General features: G+C 58.3%; 19 protein-coding genes and 1 tRNA gene. 13 read left to right on the top strand and 7 right to left on the bottom strand.

Going from position 1 to position 16,254, the window contains the following annotated elements; all coding sequences use genetic code 11:
* Positions 1 to 62: 62 nt before the first annotated feature.
* The gene (locus tag EYB53_RS05190; RefSeq protein WP_167857269.1) at positions 63 to 542 is read left to right on the top strand and encodes a lasso peptide biosynthesis B2 protein; all 480 of its coding nucleotides are present in this window, start codon (positions 63 to 65) and stop codon (positions 540 to 542) included.
* Positions 543 to 648: 106 nt separating this feature from the next.
* Here EYB53_RS05190 and EYB53_RS05195 read toward each other — a convergent pair.
* Positions 649 to 725, bottom strand: a tRNA-Arg gene (locus EYB53_RS05195).
* A 231-nt stretch (positions 726 to 956) separates the two neighbouring features.
* Here EYB53_RS05195 and EYB53_RS05200 point away from each other — a divergent pair.
* The 4 genes from EYB53_RS05200 (at position 957) to EYB53_RS05215 (ending at position 5,289) form a co-directional block, all read left to right on the top strand.
* Positions 957 to 1,973: an ABC transporter ATP-binding protein gene (locus tag EYB53_RS05200; protein WP_135477151.1), complete on the top strand. Its 1,017-nt coding sequence runs from the start codon at positions 957 to 959 to the stop codon at positions 1,971 to 1,973.
* A gap of 66 nt (positions 1,974 to 2,039) precedes the next feature.
* Positions 2,040 to 3,143, top strand: a complete 1,104-nt coding sequence (locus tag EYB53_RS05205) for an ABC transporter ATP-binding protein (RefSeq protein WP_135477152.1) — start codon at positions 2,040 to 2,042, stop codon at positions 3,141 to 3,143.
* A 2-nt stretch (positions 3,144 to 3,145) separates the two neighbouring features.
* A complete protein-coding gene (locus EYB53_RS05210; protein ID WP_135477153.1) occupies positions 3,146 to 4,348 on the top strand; it encodes a THUMP-like domain-containing protein in 1,203 nt (400 codons plus the stop codon).
* Positions 4,349 to 4,368: 20 nt separating this feature from the next.
* Positions 4,369 to 5,289, top strand: a complete 921-nt coding sequence (locus EYB53_RS05215) for a branched-chain amino acid transaminase (RefSeq protein WP_135477154.1) — start codon at positions 4,369 to 4,371, stop codon at positions 5,287 to 5,289.
* A gap of 86 nt (positions 5,290 to 5,375) precedes the next feature.
* On the opposite strand, the gene EYB53_RS05220 is transcribed toward EYB53_RS05215, so the two are convergent.
* Positions 5,376 to 5,909, bottom strand: coding sequence for a single-stranded DNA-binding protein (locus EYB53_RS05220; RefSeq protein WP_135477155.1), 534 nt, complete (start codon positions 5,907 to 5,909; stop codon positions 5,376 to 5,378).
* A 117-nt stretch (positions 5,910 to 6,026) separates the two neighbouring features.
* On the opposite strand from EYB53_RS05220, the gene EYB53_RS05225 reads away from it, so the two are divergent.
* The 3 genes from EYB53_RS05225 to EYB53_RS05235 all read left to right on the top strand — a co-directional run bounded on the left by EYB53_RS05225 (position 6,027) and on the right by EYB53_RS05235 (position 8,459).
* Positions 6,027 to 7,046 carry a UbiA family prenyltransferase gene (locus EYB53_RS05225; protein WP_135477156.1) on the top strand — a complete coding sequence of 340 codons (1,020 nt, stop codon included), beginning with the start codon at positions 6,027 to 6,029 and terminating at the stop codon, positions 7,044 to 7,046.
* Positions 7,047 to 7,218: 172 nt separating this feature from the next.
* A complete protein-coding gene (phoU, locus tag EYB53_RS05230; protein WP_135477157.1) occupies positions 7,219 to 7,878 on the top strand; it encodes a phosphate signaling complex protein PhoU in 660 nt (219 codons plus the stop codon).
* Positions 7,875 to 8,459 (top strand): nucleotidyltransferase family protein, encoded by a 585-nt coding sequence (locus EYB53_RS05235; protein WP_135477158.1) that lies wholly within the window; start codon positions 7,875 to 7,877, stop codon positions 8,457 to 8,459. Before phoU ends, EYB53_RS05235 begins: the two co-directional genes overlap by 4 nt.
* 100 nt (positions 8,460 to 8,559) lie before the next feature.
* Here the strand turns inward: EYB53_RS05235 and EYB53_RS05240 are convergent, their stop codons facing one another.
* Positions 8,560 to 8,796, bottom strand: coding sequence for a ferredoxin (locus EYB53_RS05240; protein WP_097654693.1), 237 nt, complete (start codon positions 8,794 to 8,796; stop codon positions 8,560 to 8,562).
* 122 nt (positions 8,797 to 8,918) lie between these two features.
* Positions 8,919 to 9,575 (bottom strand): Crp/Fnr family transcriptional regulator, encoded by a 657-nt coding sequence (locus tag EYB53_RS05245; RefSeq protein WP_254150900.1) that lies wholly within the window; start codon positions 9,573 to 9,575, stop codon positions 8,919 to 8,921.
* A 54-nt stretch (positions 9,576 to 9,629) separates the two neighbouring features.
* Here EYB53_RS05245 and EYB53_RS05250 point away from each other — a divergent pair, with 54 nt between their 5' ends.
* From EYB53_RS05250 to EYB53_RS05270, 5 genes are all read left to right on the top strand, one after another.
* On the top strand, positions 9,630 to 10,403 hold the full coding sequence (locus EYB53_RS05250) for an alpha/beta fold hydrolase (protein ID WP_135477159.1): 774 nt from the start codon (positions 9,630 to 9,632) through the stop codon (positions 10,401 to 10,403).
* On the top strand, positions 10,391 to 11,560 hold the full coding sequence (locus tag EYB53_RS05255; protein ID WP_205712582.1) for a mechanosensitive ion channel family protein: 1,170 nt from the start codon (positions 10,391 to 10,393) through the stop codon (positions 11,558 to 11,560). The genes EYB53_RS05250 and EYB53_RS05255 overlap by 13 nt, the downstream gene beginning before the upstream one ends.
* Positions 11,561 to 11,583: 23 nt before the next feature.
* Positions 11,584 to 13,632 (top strand): NHL repeat-containing protein, encoded by a 2,049-nt coding sequence (locus tag EYB53_RS05260; RefSeq protein ID WP_135477160.1) that lies wholly within the window; start codon positions 11,584 to 11,586, stop codon positions 13,630 to 13,632.
* 129 nt (positions 13,633 to 13,761) lie between these two features.
* Complete coding sequence (locus tag EYB53_RS05265; RefSeq protein ID WP_135477161.1) at positions 13,762 to 13,974, top strand: hypothetical protein; 213 nt, start codon at positions 13,762 to 13,764, stop codon at positions 13,972 to 13,974.
* A gap of 77 nt (positions 13,975 to 14,051) precedes the next feature.
* On the top strand, positions 14,052 to 15,089 hold the full coding sequence (locus EYB53_RS05270) for a helix-turn-helix transcriptional regulator (RefSeq protein WP_135477162.1): 1,038 nt from the start codon (positions 14,052 to 14,054) through the stop codon (positions 15,087 to 15,089).
* 72 nt (positions 15,090 to 15,161) lie between these two features.
* Here the strand turns inward: EYB53_RS05270 and rpmE are convergent, their stop codons facing one another.
* The 3 genes from rpmE to rplU all read right to left on the bottom strand — a co-directional run bounded on the left by rpmE (position 15,162) and on the right by rplU (position 16,180).
* Positions 15,162 to 15,461 (bottom strand): 50S ribosomal protein L31, encoded by a 300-nt coding sequence (gene rpmE / locus EYB53_RS05275; protein WP_135477163.1) that lies wholly within the window; start codon positions 15,459 to 15,461, stop codon positions 15,162 to 15,164.
* Positions 15,462 to 15,575: 114 nt separating this feature from the next.
* A complete protein-coding gene (rpmA, locus tag EYB53_RS05280; RefSeq protein ID WP_135477164.1) occupies positions 15,576 to 15,851 on the bottom strand; it encodes a 50S ribosomal protein L27 in 276 nt (91 codons plus the stop codon).
* 14 nt (positions 15,852 to 15,865) lie between these two features.
* Positions 15,866 to 16,180 (bottom strand): 50S ribosomal protein L21, encoded by a 315-nt coding sequence (gene rplU / locus EYB53_RS05285; protein WP_129673671.1) that lies wholly within the window; start codon positions 16,178 to 16,180, stop codon positions 15,866 to 15,868.
* Positions 16,181 to 16,254 lie beyond the last annotated feature (74 nt).

Genomic DNA, 16,254 nt, shown 5'->3' on the forward strand with positions numbered 1-16,254 from the left:
GCCCTCTGCACAGCAAAGTGCAGTATAATCAACCTGTGCATCTCATCGGTCTGGAGCTAGCATTGGCACAGGGTTTCTTCACGCGCCATCAGGCAAAACTGCGCAAACTGGCCGCGCTCTCGTGGGCCGACCGCTGGTTGCTGGTCGAGGTCTTTGTGTTGCTGGGCCTCGCACGCCTCGCCCTGCGCGTCGTTCCGTTTCGCCGCCTGGCCCGCGCGCTCGGCACATTGCATGTCGAGACGCCCACCGAGGCATCGCCTGAACACCTCGCGCAGGCCCGCCGGGTGGGGCTAGCCATCGCTCGTGTGCATCGCTTGACCCCCTGGACAAGCAATTGCTTTCCGCAGGCGCTCGCGGCCCGATCCTGGCTCGCCCGCCGCCACATCCCCACGACGCTCTACCTCGGCGTCGCGCTGAACAAAACTGATCCCACCGCGTCAACCACGATGGAGGCCCACGCCTGGCTGCGCTGCGGTTCGCTGATCGTCACCGGGGGACACGGCAGCGAACGCTTCACCGTGACGGCTTGTTTTGGCGCATGATGGGGGCACGGCGCATGATGAGGGCACGGCGCGGCCGTTGGGGCACGGCGCGGCCGTGCCCCAACAAAAAAGCGCCCAGTTTGCAACTGGACGCTTGACCTTCAACTGGCGACCCCGGTGCGACTCGAACGCACGGCCTTTTCCTCCGCAGGGAAACGCTCTAATCCACTGAGCTACGGGGTCGTATTTGCACAACCAGCAAGAGTATACCACGCCTCTGGTGATTGTGCAAATACGGTAAATTCTTGACAGTGTGCCGTGCTCGTGGTACGATCCAGCAACACTAGATTTAGGCAAAACGAATGCGCCAGCACAGCTGCTCTCTCACGATCCTGGCATGATCGCCAGGCGGTGGTAGGTCTTACCACCGTCTCTCTTTATGTGCTACATCTGGATATCCAAGCGAGGATAGCGATGGCCCCATTGCTTGAAGTTCGGAACCTAGAGACCCATTTCCATACTCAGGATGGGGTGGTCAAAGCGGTTGATGGTGTCTCGTTTCATGTCGATCGTGGCGAAACCCTCGGGATCGTGGGTGAGTCGGGATGTGGCAAGAGTGTCACCTCGCTTTCGATTATGCGCCTTATTCCTTCGCCTCCAGGCAAGATTGCTGGGGGCCAGATTCTTTTTGACGGCGAGGATTTGCTGGCGCTGAGCGATGAGGAGATGCGCCATATCCGGGGCAATCGCATCGCGATGATTTTTCAAGATCCGATGACGTCACTCAATCCGGTGCTGACCATCGGGCGGCAGATCACCGAGTCGCTTGAATTGCATATGAGTCTCTCGCGCAAAGAGGCGTATAATCGAGCTGGTGAGTTGTTGCATATGGTCGGCATCCCTAGTGCCTCCAAACGCCTCGATAATTATCCGCATCAGTTTTCGGGTGGGATGCGTCAGCGTGTGATGATCGCGATGGCCCTTTCGTGCAATCCCGAGTTGCTGATCGCCGATGAACCAACGACGGCCCTCGATGTGACCATTCAGGCCCAGATTCTTGAATTGATTAATCGCCTGCGGGAAGAACTCCAGACCGCTGTGTTGATGATTACCCACGACCTTGGGGTCGTTGCCGGGATGACCGACCGCGTGACGGTGATGTATGCGGGCAAGGTGGTGGAAGAGGGCAGCACAAGAGAGATTTTTGCGAATCCACGGATGCCCTATACGATTGGCCTGCTCCGCTCGATTCCACGGCTCGACGAAGAACGCGGCCACAAGCTCAATCCAATTCGTGGGTTGCCGCCCAATCTGATCGACCTGCCCCCGATTTGTCCGTTTAGCCCTCGCTGTGACTATGTCGAGGAACGCTGCCTGACCCAGACACCCCCGCTGCGCAATGTTGCCCCCGATCATCGTGCGGCATGTCTTTTTGATATTTCGATGGAAACACCAATTCCTGAACTCAAACTTGAGGATCAGGGTGTGTGACGAGTCTGTGAACGAAGGTTTGCAGGCGATCATTGACAGTTGCTCTAGAGTGAAAGAAGACCGCGCATGACAGTTTCTGCCTATGACAGCACCAGTGGCGAAAATCTGATTGAGGTGAAGGATCTGAAGATGCATTTCCCCGTGACGCGTGGGATCATCTTCCAGCGTCGCGTTGGTACGGTCAAGGCAGTTGATGGCCTGAGTTTTACGATCAAGCGCGGTGAGACGCTCGGGCTTGTGGGTGAGTCAGGGTGTGGCAAAAGTACGACCGGGCGCGCTATTCTGCAACTCTATCGGCCTACCGAGGGCGAGGTGCGCTTTCAGGGTACCGACCTGACGGCGATCCGCGGTGATGAACTGCGCAAGATGCGCCGTAAGGTGCAGATGATCTTTCAAGATCCGTATGCCTCACTCAATCCGCGTATGACCGTGGGCGATATTATTGGTGAGCCAATTCGGGTTCACAAGCTCCGTGAGGGGCGAGCCGTCCGCGAACGTATCGAGGAGTTACTTGGTCTGGTTGGGCTCAATCCGGCCTTCGCTAGTCGCTATCCCCACGAGTTCTCGGGCGGTCAGCGTCAGCGGATTGGTATTGCCCGCGCTCTGGCTGTCGAACCTGAGTTTGTGGTCTGCGATGAGCCAGTCTCGGCGCTCGATGTCTCGATCCAGGCCCAGGTGGTGAACTTGCTCGAGGAGTTGCAGGATAAGCTCGGGCTGACCTATCTCTTCATTGCCCACGATCTGAGTGTGGTTAAGCATATTTCGGATCGCGTGGCTGTGATGTACCTCGGCAAGATGGTGGAACTCGCTGAAGGCTCGAAACTCTATAGTATGCCGTTACATCCCTATTCCCAGGCGCTGCTTTCGGCAGTACCAATTCCTGACCCAAGGGTGGAACAACAGCGCCGCCGCATTATTCTGCAAGGCGATGTGCCGAGCCCCCTCAATCCGCCGTCTGGGTGCCATTTCCATACGCGCTGCCCGATTGCGATTCAAAAGTGCCAAGAGGAAGAACCTCCTTTTGTTGATTATGGCGATGGTCATTTTGCTGCTTGCTGGCGGGCGCGTGAGTCTGGTGAGTTGATGCCAGCCGTGGCGCGTCAGCAGGCCGAAGAACTGGCCGCTCGCATTCACGCCGATATTATGAAGGTGAAGGGTGCAGCAGATTAGCTGTGGATCTCGCGACGTTTTCCTGGCTGCTGACCAGCACAGGCCAGGCCGTGCTGGCTGAATTGACACCACGCCTGACCAGTGAGGCGACTGTGTTGCCCGAACTTGAGCGGCTGCGCCGCCTCTGCACGCCTGAGCAGGCTCGTGCAGTAGTCGAGACGGTGCAGTTGCGTCAGCGTGCGCGTGCCAAGTTCCCTCAGGCTGAACGGCTCTATTTTACCCGTGAGGCCCTTGAACAGGCGAGTGCCGCCTCTGTCGCGGCTCATCGTGCAACCCGCCTGGGTAGGTATCGCCAGGTTGCGGATCTCTGCTGTGGCATCGGGGCTGATGCGCTGGCCCTGGCAACGGTCGGGGCCATGGTTACGGCGGTTGACCGCGATCCTCTGCGGGTCGCGATGTGCCAGGCCAATGCCGAGGCGCTCGGTTTCGGCGCACAGGTTTCGGCGCGGGTGGGCGATCTGCTTGCAAGCCCGCCCCCGGACGCCGAGGCGCTCTTTTGTGACCCCGGACGCCGCCGCGGTGACCGGCGCCTCAAAGATGTCGATGCCTACGAGCCGCCCCTGAACCATGTGCTCGGCTGGCAGGTCGTCACCCCAGCGCTGGCAATCAAACTGGCCCCGGGGGTTCCACGTGAGGCCTTGCCCGGTGACGCCGAAGTTGAACTGGTCTCACTTGATGGCGAATTGAAAGAGACGACGCTCTGGTGTGGCCCGCTGGTCTCCACCCGCCGCCGAGCAACGGTACTGCATCACCTCGATGCAACGGGCGGCTATCAGGTTGTAACACGCAGCACCGAGCATCCCTCGCCGCCTCCAGGTCACCGTCTCACTCCACCTGCGGCCTGGCTCTATGAGCCTGATCCAGCGATTATTCGCGCAGGCATGGTGACCAATCTTGCCGTTGAGCTTGATGCCGCGCAACTTGACCCCCAGATTGCGTATTTGACCGCGCCTGTCCATACGCCAACCCCGCTAGCCCGTGCCTGGCGCATTCTTGCCTGGCTCCCGTTTCAGCTCAAAGCCTTGCGAGCCCGTCTGCGTACGTTCGACGCCGGTGAAGTGACGGTCAAAAAACGCGGTTCACCGCTCGACACCGACCAGCTAGCCCGTCAGTTGCGGGGCCCAGGCCAACGGGCACTTGTTGTTGTGCTTACCAGAGTCGCCGGACGTCCGGCGGCGATCATATGCGATCCGCTTCAAGTTTGAAGATGTTGTAGGAGTAGACCATGCCAGCCAACCGCTTTGCGTTTTTCAATGGTGCCATTGTCCCGATTGAAGAGGCTCAGATCAGTGTGATGACCAATACGTTCAACTACGGGACGGGATGTTTTGAGGGGATTCGTGGGTACTGGGTACCCGAGCAAGAGCAGTTGTATGTCTTTCAGTTGCGCGCCCATATGGAACGACTGCATCGTTCGAGCCGCATTCTCTATATGAAGTTGGCCTATAGTGTTGATGAGTTGTGTGACATTGCCGTGGAACTGCTGCGGCGCGAGGGCTTTCGCGAGGATGTCTACATCCGACCACTTGTCTACAAGAGCGATCCGGCGATTGCGGTGCAGATGAATGGGTTGACTGACGCCTTTACGATGTTTGCCCTTGGCTTTGGCCAGTATATGGCCGGCGACTCGGTACGTGCCTGTGTCTCGTCGTGGCGACGCATTGATGACAATATCATCCCTTCACGCGCCAAAGCGTGCGGAGCCTACATCAACTCGGCGCTGGCCAAGACCGAGGCGCTCTTGAATGGGTACGATGAGGCGATTGTCTTGGGCAGTGACGGCCACGTTTCCGAAGCAAGTGCGGCAAACCTCTTTATCGTGCGCGACGGCAAACTGATCACCCCGCCGCTGTATAGCGACGTGCTCGAAGGCATCACGCGCCAGGTCGTGGTCGAACTGGCCCGCGAGCACCTCGGCGTGCCGGTCATTGAGCGTGCCATTGACCGCACCGAACTCTACGTTGCCGACGAGGCCTTCTTCTGTGGTACCGGGGCCGAACTGAAACCAATCGTTGAAATTGACCACCGTACCGTTGGTGACGGCAAGGTTGGCCCGATCTCTGGCTTGTTGGTACGTCTCTATGCCGATCTTGTGCGCGCACGGCTCACCACCTATCGCCGCTGGTGTACCCCGATCTATGCCTAAGCCTTCCGGCTAACCTGAGGCACTGCGAAGGGCTCCCATACGTCAGCTATGCTGACGTATGGGAGCCCTTGCAAGAAAACGTAACCCTAGAAGGGAATATCCTCGTCATTTTCGATTGGCTGGGGCTGGTTCCGCGCAATGCTGCGGCTAGGCGCTGACCGACTGCCATTCGATGTCGCAGCCGCCGGAGTTCGCCGTGGTGGCGCTTCGGCAGGTGGGGGCGGTGCTTCCTCAAACTGCTCGGCATCACCAAAATGCTCGTCACCTGCAGGCATGCCGCGTTCACCACGCGTCGAGAGCATAATCATATCCTGTGCAATCACCTCGGTGATGTAGCGGTCTTGATTGTCACGATCAACCCACTTGCGCGTTTGCAAACGGCCCTCGATGTAGACCCGTGAGCCTTTGGTCAGGTACTGGTTGCAGATCTCACCTAGTTTGTCCCACGCAACCACACGGAACCATTCGGTGTCTTCGTGAGCACCACCTTCGCGGTCTTTCCAGGTGCGGTTGCTCGCCACCCGAAAGTTGGTGACGGCACTTCCCTGAGCGGTGTAGCGCATCTCAGGGTCTGCGCCAAGATGTCCCGTAAACTGTACTTTGTTCAGATCCTTTGCCATGATGGCTTCCTCCTCGTTGTCTTGTGTTAGCCTTGTCCGCCGTAATGAATACCGAGCAGAACTGAACTTATGTGCTGATTTTACCACGGTTATCCTGGTTTGTCAAGTGAAGGTGTGATGAATTTCAAGCCTTGGCTGGATGATATCTATCGTTTTGTGCGTTTTTCGGCGAGCGGCGCAACGATGGTGCTGCCGGTGCTCGGGGCGGTCAGTGTTGAGCCGCGGTTGTCACCTGGTGCGATGATAAAGCTTGTAGGTATGGGGGCGGCTTTTCATATCTTTGCATATGTGCATAACGATCTGTGTGATCGCGAGCTTGATCGCACCCAGCCGCTGCGTGCCGACTATCCGTTGATCCAGGGGCGCATTTCGCCGCCCCAGGCCGGGGCAGTCGCCATCCTTGCGGTGCCCGCAGCGTTTGCATTGCAAACCACGGGTATGGTATCAACCACACCGCTGCGACCTGCTCGGCTTGCCCTCGGGTTGGCTGTGCTGGCGCTAGGAGCCTATAATCACTGGGGGAAGCGGGCGTGTTGGCCGATCCTCACCGATCTTATCCAGGCCCTCGGCTGGACGGCCCTGCTTGCGGCTGGGGCGCTGCAACGCGGCAAGCCCACCCGTCTCACGGCCCTGCTTGCCCTCTACGAGAGCCTCGTGATCATGCTGGTCAATGGTGTCCACGGTGCGCTGCGCGATCTTGCCAATGACCGCGACCGTGGGGCGCATACGACGGCGATCATGTTTGGTGCAACCGTAGATACCCATGGTAATATAGAAGTTCCTTTGTTGATGAAAATATATGCTCTGAGTCTGCAAACATGCTTGCTAAGCCTGCCTCTCTGGGGGGCCTCTACCAACCAGATGGCGCTGACCCCAGCAGCCCAACGTGTGGCCCTTGGTACGGTGAGGCTTACTGCGCTGCTCACCGCTGCACTGCTTGGACAAGGGCTGCGCGGCAAACTCAGACCCGTTGATCTTGGCATGCTCCATCTGATCCTGTTGCTCTCGATGCCCATCGCCCTCGTTAGTCCCGGTATGGCGCCGACAAGCCGGGGGCTTTTGCTCACCGTTCATCTTGTGCCGCTGCTTGCCAACGGGATGACATGGCAAGCGTTGCAGCGCCTTGGGCGGCGTTAAATCCTGTGGCAACGTTAGGCCTTCGGCTGAGGATTTGCGGGCCATAGGCCCGCAAGCCCTCAGCCGGTAATCAGACCTCTCTCTTTTGTGACCGAATCTCTCGTTGCACTGAAGCGATCTGATCGGGTAAACTGAGCAAAGAAGAGAGCTGAGCAGTTACACGAGGAGGTGTATGATGCGCGTGCGTGATCATTTTGATGCCGAACTTGCTTCGTTGCGGCACCAGGTGCAAGATCTTGGTGTCCAGACGAATATCGCAATTGAACGTGCGTTGACGGCGCTGACAAATCAGGATCGTGAACTGGCACAAGAAGTTCAACAAGATGATCGCCTGATCAATACGGCCCAGCGTGCCCTGGAAGATCATGCCATCGCCCTGGTTGCCTTGCAACAGCCCGTCGCACGCGATCTGCGGAGCATCCTGAGCATTATCGCCATCGGGAGTGAACTCGAGCGGATCGGCGATTATGCCAAAGGGATTGCCCGCATGGTGCTTGGGGGCGAGGAAGCCGAGCCACTTGAGCCACCAGCCGATCTGATGCAACTTGCCACGATGGTACAGGGTGTTTTTGGGCGTGCGCTTGATGTCATCAGTAACGGCGATTTCGCGGCGGCCCAGGCGCTGGCTGCTGAAGAGGCCGAAGTCGATCTGCTCTATCGACAGGTGAAGCATACCCTGGCCCACAGTCTGGCAAGCCATCCCAATCCTGCCCGGGCGGCCGATTTCTTGTTGATCGCGCATAAACTTGAACGGATTGGCGATCGCTCAACCAATATTGCCGAGCGGGTGGTCTATTGGCTGAATGCCCAGGTTGTTGAACTGAACCCGTGATCTATGGGGTTCTGCTGGCCGCCGGTCAGTCGCGCCGAATGGGGTCGCCCAAGCCGTTGCTGATCTGGCAGGGGCAGCCGTTGGTACGCCACGTTGCCACGGTTGCCCTCGCCAGTCGCCTCGCCGGGTTGACGGTGGTGCTGGGGGCCGAGGCCACGTCCGTAGGGCTGGCCCTCGGCGAGATGCGCAGCCGGGTGCATGTTGTGGAGTGCGCCGCCTTTGCAACTGGACAGGCGGCTTCGCTCATCTGTGGGCTGGCAAGTTTGCCCACCGATGCAATCGCAGCGGTGATCCTGCTCGTTGACCAACCCTTCGTCACGCCAGGGCTCATCAATCAATTGATGACCACATTTGCCGCGCACCCCGAAGCTCACGCCATTGTGCCGCGTTACCAGGGCCAGCAGGGTAATCCTGTCTTGCTTGCCGCCGCGCTCTTTCCAACGGTCGCAACCCTTGAAGGTGATACGGGCGCACGCGTCCTGTTACGCAATCCAACCACACACGTCCACTGGCTTGAGGTGGCTGATCCTGCGGTCTGCGTTGATCTTGATACCCCCGAGAGCTATCAAGCTTTTTGCTAGGGCTAATGCCCTGAAACCCAATGGTTCTTCTGCCACAAAACCCCAGCATTGCTGGGGTTTTGTGGCAGAAGAACCATATGTGCTTGGGGGAGGAACCAACTCAGGCACCAAAGAAGGTGCGGTTCTTCTCGATATAGCTCTTCCACTGCTCAGGCACCGAGTCGTCAGCAAAAATAGCCTCAACTGGGCATTCTGGCTCGCAGGCGCCACAGTCAATGCACTCGTCAGGGTTGATGTAGTACTGATCTTCGCCCTCGTAAATGCAATCAACTGGACAAACGGCTACGCACGACGCGTCTTTGGTTCCAATGCAGGGTTCGACAATAATGTACGGCACAGGCTTGCTCCTCATTAGCTCAAACTGAAGAAAGAGTTGTTCGTAGACAGATTACTATAAGGCCTATGCCCTCGTCTACCACTAAAGTCTCATAACTCCACAAACCTTTCGTATCGCAAACTTTATTCTTCGATCACGCGTGCCAGGCCCTCGGGGTCAAGCACGATGACGCGCCCGCGTTCGAGCCGTACCATGCCCTCTTCGGCCAGCCGGCGCAGCGCCCGTCCCGCGATTTCGCGTACGGTTCCAGCACGTTCGGCCAGTTCTTGATGGGTCAATTCCGCCGCACCACTACCCGCTTCGGCTAGCAGTTGTCGTGCCATCCGCGCCCGTACCGAACGAAAGGCCAGGTCTTCAACGAGGGTGACAAGTTCACGCAATTGCCCAGCCATCGCGTTGAGCGCCGCCAGGGCAAAATCGGGATGCTGGCGGATCAGGGCAATCAGGTCTTCACGTGGCAAAAGCAGGCAGACCACCGGACTCATCGCCCGGGCCGAACTCGGGTTGGGGTTGCCATCAAAGAGCGGCACGGCGTTAAAATGTTCTCCAGGGCCAACCATCGCCAGTACCTGCTCACGCCCATCAGCCGCCATGCACGAGAGCCGCACGCGCCCACGCTGCACAAAGAAGAGACCAGGCGGTTGCTCACCTTCCTGGAGGATCTGCTGTCCCGGGCGAAAACTTGAACGATGCATGCGACGGGCCGTATCGGCAAGCGTTCGGTCATCGAGCAAGGCAAGGAGCGGAATGGCTCGCAACTCATCAATCGTCATGGTCATACTGCGCTTCGGCTATAATAAGAGGGTGCTTGTTACTATTATAGGGGAATTTATATGCACCACGTTGTGCTCGATGATCTGAATCTTGCCTATGACGATGAAGGTGCAGGCCATCCCTTGCTGTTGTTGCACGGCTTTACGGGGACGGCACGTAGTCACCTGGGTGACTTGATTGATTATCTGAAGAGAAACTGGCGGGTCATTGCCCCCGATTTGCGGGGCTATGGGGCAAGTCGCCCCCCGTTCCGTGACTTTCCGCCTGATTTTTACCAGCGTGATGCCGACGATATGATCCGGCTACTCGAGCATCTCAATCCGGGGCCAGTCGTCGTGCTTGGCTTTAGTGATGGTGCCGAGAGTGCATTGCTGCTGGCGGCAACTAGGCCCGATCTCGTCTGTGGCGTGGTTGCCTGGGGTGTCGCCGGGGTCATCTCGGCCCCGATGGCCGCAGCGGCCCAGCAATGGCTCCCTGTCAGTGCCTGGGATGCCAGCCGTGCCAGTTGGCGCGACGAGATCATTGCCAACCACGGCGCAGACCAACTCGCCCCGTTGATCGAGGGCTGGGCGGCGGCGGCTCAGGCGATCTATGCAGCCGGTGGCAATATCTGCTACGACCAGGCCGACCGCATTGCCTGTCCAGTGCTGTTGCTCAATGGTGACGGCGAAGTCAATAATCTGGCGACCGATTTCTTTCGGCTCGCCGAGCGCATTGCGCACTGTCGCGCCACCATTATTGCGGCAAGCGGTCACGGCATCCAGTTTGACCAGCCAGCACAACTGCGTGACCTGATTCGGACGTTTCTTGAAGAGGAGTTATGCCTGAACTAGAGGAATTGGAAACCGAACTTACTGAATTGCTCCAGCCAGTCAATGAGTGGATGACGATCTTTGACGATCTGACCGCGATCTTTACGACTAATTCGCCAACACGCTGGCTGATTGCCCTGATCATCATGGCCGTCATCTTTCTGGTGATCACGCTGTTGCAACTTGGCTTGCGGTGGCGCTTTGCCCGTCATCCCGAGACAACCGACACCTTTGTTGATGACGCCATCGCCATTGTCACCAAAAAGACCAAGGGGTGGATCAAGTTTGTTGTTGCCTTCTATCTTGGTTCAACCATTCTGATCCTGCCTGATGGTCTCGAAGACTTGATCAGGACGGTTGCGGGAATCTCTTTCCTGATCCAGCTCGGGATCTGGGGCAATGCCCTGATTACGGGCTGGGGTGAACAGTATACCCAGCGTCATCTTGAACTTGACCGCGGGCGCGTGGCGACCGCCCAGTTGCTGACGACGATAGCCCGTCTGGTGCTCTATTCGATCGTTCTGCTGCTCATCCTCGAGAATCTGCCCGGGATCAATATTACGCCGCTGCTCGCAAGTGTGGGCATTGGCGGTATTGCGATTGCCCTGGCTGTGCAAAATATCCTCAGCGATCTCTTTGCGTCGCTCTCGATTACGCTCGATAAGCCCTTTGTGCCGGGAGAGTTTATTGTCGTGGGGACGATGTCCGGTACCGTCGAGCGCATCGGCATCAAAACCACCCGCCTCCGAAGCCTCTCGGGTGAGCATCTGGTCTTTTCCAATGCTGATCTGCTTAATAGTCGCATTCAAAACTTCTCGCGCATGCAAGAACGGCGCATCGTCTTTTCGCTCGGGGTTATCTACGAGACACACCCCGAACTATTGCGCAAGATACCCATAATTATTCGCGAGTCGATCGAAGCCCAGGCCCACACGCGCTTTGATCGCGCCCATTTTCAGAAGTTCGATAACTTTGCCCTGACCTTCGAAGTGGTCTATTTTGTCCTCTCCCCCGAGTTCCTGGTCTATATGGATACGCAACAGGCGATCAATCTGGCTCTTTTTGAGCGCTTTGCCGCTGAAAATATTCAGTTTGCCTATCCAACCCAGATGCTCTATGTCAATCAGGCCAACCATGACCCTCTCAAGGCAGCCCCAGAACCTGTGCGCTCGACGTAGCGCCGTGGCCAGGAGGAGTTGTGATGCGTCACGTTCTCATCTTCGTGTTTGCGTTCGTGTTGAGCGCCTGCGCCCTTATCCCACCGGCCACGGAGGCACCATCCCCCGAGCCGTCACCAACGGTAGCACCTTCGCCGACAGCCATTGTGCTGGCGAATTCGCTCACAGCCGAGGTTCAGGGGTTTCGCCTCAACTACCCGGCTGGTTGGGCCACGCGTCAGACTGGTCAGGTGCTGCAACTTGCTCCTGATGAGGCGACCCTCGATCTCGCTAGTCCCGGGCCTGCGCTGGTGTTGAGTATTGACGCCATCCCCCTTGATGAACTGACCGGACGCTTTGGCGCTGCGATTGCCGAGGATGCCGAGGCGCTGTTTGCTTGGAGTAGCATGGCGGCCCAGGAGTCCGGCTATGTCATCAGTCCGACGCGGGTGCTCACCCTTGATGGCGGGGCGGGCGTCACCGCCGAGTTGCGTGCGCCAGGTGCCGCCGGTCAACTTTCTGCGGTGCTGGGGTCGCAAATGGCTCTGCGGGTACTTGGTCAGGCCTCAGCTGAGGCATGGCCTGCCGAGGCCGCCCTCTATCAAGCGATTCTTGAGAGTATCCGCTTGATCCCGTTGCCAACCCCGACGCCAGTGCCGATTGTTGATCGTGCCGAGCAGCCGGTGGTGGTTGATCGTGGCCCCGACGATTTTGTTTTACGGCTCGGCGGAAGTGCCGGCCCACCTGATGGGCGTTTTGTGGCCGCCCGCGGGCTTGCGACCGCGCCTGATGGCACGATCTATCTCGCCGAGAGTCGCCGTGGCGTCTGGATCTTTGCTGCCGACGGCGATCTGATCGGCACCTTCGAACCCCAGACGATCCTTGATGCGTATGATGTCGCCTATGGGCCCGAGGACGATCTCTTTGTTGCCGATTTTGGACGCAATGCAATTGCTCGTTTCACCGCCGATGGAACCTTTGTCGAACGCTGGGGCAGCGCCGGCAGTGGCCCTGATCAGTTCGGGTTCGCCTCGCCGCAACGCATCGCGGTGAGCCCCGAAGGCAATGTCTATGCCCTGGATGCCCGTCCCGGCCCCGAGAGCGGGCGGATCATCAGTAGCATTGTGCGTTTTAGTCCCACCGGGCGTGCGCTCGGGCGCATAGAATTGACGCCTGACCTCTCGCCAACCGATCTGGCTGTTGATGCCAGTGGCAATGTCTATCTCGCCGATACCTTTGGTGGTGTCGTTAAGCTTGGGGCCAACGGGCAAGAATTGGCGCGCTTTGGCGATCCGGCGCTACCCGAACAATTTGCCGCCGGTGCCATTGATGTAGACGCCGATGGCTTCATCTATCTCGCCACCTACACCGAGGGCATCCTCCAACTCGCTCCAGGCGGAAGGGTTGTCGCCCGGGGCGGCCAGCCCGTCACTCGTGGCAATCTACCCGCCCCCGGCGAATTCAACCTTCCCAACGGGATTGCCGCCGCCCCTGGCGGCATCGTCTGGGTCAGCGACAATAGCGGCGAGTATAGCGCCATCACTGCACTCCGCCTCCAGCTTGACCAAGAGGCCCTTGCGGCTGCCGAAGAGGATACCAGCGCAACGGCTGAAAGTTTGGGGGAAGAATCCGCCCCCATACCGACCCTGAATCCCGCAACCCTGATCCGCCAGTGGGCCAGCGAGGCGACAGCCTCAAGTTTTTATGCCCCCGATTACGATCCGGCAGGTGCTACCGGGCCACCCGATGTTGTCGGCTGCCAGGATAGCCCCAACGCCTGGGCCGCCGCCACCCCTGATACGCTTGAGACCCTTGAGTTACGCTATGCAACCCCGGTCTTTGCTGTTGGTGTGGTGATCTATCACAGCTTTAACCCGGATTTTGTCAGCCAGATCGAATTGATCGACGAACGCGGCGAGGTCTTTACCGTCTACACCGGCGAACCAGGCCCGTCCGAAACGTGCCCATTGGCCCGCGAAAGCACCTTTCCCCAGACGCTCACCCGGATCGTTGGCGTCCGGCTCACCATTGACCAGCGGAACGGTGCCAACTGGAACGAAATCGACGCCGTCGAGTTGCTTGGCGTCCGCTAAACAGCTTTTCAGCAGTTTTTGGGTTGCATCAGCCCCGTTCCTATGCTGCGGCTGGGGCTTTGCCCCAGCCGCAGCATGGTATAATACCGTGTCTGTAGCGATAGCGTCACCAAGCTCAAGGATCTTCTTATGCCCAGCACTTCCCGCTCACAACAGCGTCGTCGGCAGCCGATCCGCAGCCCCCAGCAGCGGCGTCCAGGGCCAACCACTGTTACGCGACACCATGCGCCTGCGCCTGACTATACGCAGGACTATATGTATGTCCGGCGCGATTTGCGCCTGATCACCATCCTGAGTTCCGTCCTGTTTTTTGGCATGGTTGCCGTCTCCTTCGCCATCTAAATGCGCCTGGCTGGGCGAACAAGTCAGCGCAGTTGGCTTGTTCACCCAGCCAGGTAGCACGGATTGGGAGTCGCACGATGCACAAGCTCGATGACGCTGCAATTGCAACCTCAGCCCCCCAGAGTAGTTATGCCGAGGAGGATGATCATCGCGTTGCCAGCAAAGCGGCTCGCCTCCGCCGGATCGAGCATCGGCTCTACAATGCACCCGAGGGCTTGCGCGTCAGTGATCTGGCCCGCGATTGTGGGGTAACCCGACGCACCATCTACCGCGATCTGGAAGCCCTTGAATCAATGGGTGTTCCGATCTGGGAGGATAGCGGACGTTTTGGCATCAACCGTGCCACCTACCTCTCGACGATCCGGCTCAATCTCAATGAAACGGTTGCGCTCTACTTTGCCGCCCGCTTGCTGGCGCATCATAGCGACGAACATAATCCGCACACGGTCTCGGCGCTCGACAAGCTTGCCGCAGGGATGCCAGCCGGTACCGTTGCTGAGCACATTGCCCGGGTTGCCGATCTTGTCCGTGAACGCCCCGTACGCACGGCCTATGTACGCATCCTCGAAGTCCTGACCCTGGCCTGGGCCGAACAGCGCATGGTGCGGCTCCGTTACCGTGCCCCCAACCGTGAACTGACCGAACGTGACGTAGCGCCCTACTTCATTGAGGTTTCACGCAGTGCGCCAGCGGCCTATGTGATTGGGCATGATCGCCTACGCGTGGCGATTCGTACCTTCAAAATCGAGCGCATCGAGAGCGCCGAATTGCTTGATGAGACCTATACGGTGCCTGACGACTTTGACCCGTACGCCTTCCTTGCCCGTGCGTGGGGCGTGATGGACGAGACCGAGGTAGAAGTGCAGGTGCGCTTCAGCGCCCACGTGGCCCCCCAGATCCGCGAGAGCCTCTGGCATCACTCGCAGCGTCTGACCGAACTAGCCAACGGTGGATGCGAACTCGTGATGACCATTGGCGGCATCCGCGAGGTCTTGCCGTGGATTCTTGGCTGGGGTGCCGACGCCGAAGTCCTCGCCCCACCTGCCCTGTGCGCAGAGGTGCAAGCACACGCCATGCGCATGGTCGCTTTATATGACGGCGGACAAGCGTCCTGAGTCGTGTGGCATAACAAAAAGCGCACTGGCTTGGCCAGTGCGCTTTTTGTTATGCCACGTAAGCGACGCGAATTACGCATCGTCGCCATAGAGCTCTTTGAGCAAACTCTTCTTGGGCTGGGGCTGACTTTTGGCTGTGCGCTGCTTTTCGATGGCGGCCTGGCGATCCTGCGAAGCACTGAGGCGCTTCATAAAACGATCAACCTGACCGGCAGTATCAACAATGCGCTGCTCACCGGTGTAAAACGGGTGACAATTCGAGCAAATCTCAACACGCAGATTCTGGCGTGTCGTGCCAATTTGCCAACGGGTGCCACAGGTCGTGCAAACCACGCCATCGGTATTGTACTTGGGGTGAATGCCCTGCTTCACAACTACGCTCCTCGTTACGGAAGGCGAGAACGTATCGCTCTCATCAGGCCTTCCGGGCTATTTCTTCGCGTTTCGACAGGCTTGACGCAACAGGCCAGACTGACAACCGGCTCGTTAATCAGCGCTAGCAGCAACCTCGAAGGGGATGACACTCACCATCTTTTGGCTGCGCGAGTAGGGCTGAAACTTGACGACACCCTCGATCATTGCATAGATCGTATAGTCACGCCCAAGGCCAACGTTCTTGCCAGGCTTAATCTTGGTTCCGCACTGGCGAACAATAATATTGCCAGGAACGACGCGCTGCCCACCGTACGCCTTGACGCCACGCATTTTGGGCTTGCTATCACGGCCATTGCGTGAACTGCCTACACCCTTTTTATGTGCCATGACTTGTTCCTCTTCTAGATCGTAATCTCGTTAATTTTGATCTGTGTATAGCGCTGGCGATGGCCGGTGCGACGGCGATAGCGCTTCTTGTTGCGGTAGCGGAAGACAACAATCTTGTCGCCCTTGACATGGTCAAGCACCTCGGCCCGTACCATAGCCCCACTGACCAGCGGCGAACCAACCGTAACCTTTTCACCATCACTGACCAGAAGTACTTCGCCAAGCTCAAGCTCAGCACCGGCCTCAGCATGGGCTACGAGGTCAATGGTAAGAACTTGACCCTGCTCAACGCGGTATTGCATTCCGCGATCACGGATAATCGCATACACGGCAACCTTCTCCTTCGACAGCTGCATGACGAGTAGCAGGAGCCCGCTGCAGGTCTGCTGGTGCTGCGGCCAAC

It is taken from the genome of Candidatus Chloroploca mongolica, from assembly GCF_004762035.2.
Taxonomy (GTDB): Bacteria; Chloroflexota; Chloroflexia; order Chloroflexales; family Chloroflexaceae; genus Chloroploca; species Chloroploca mongolica.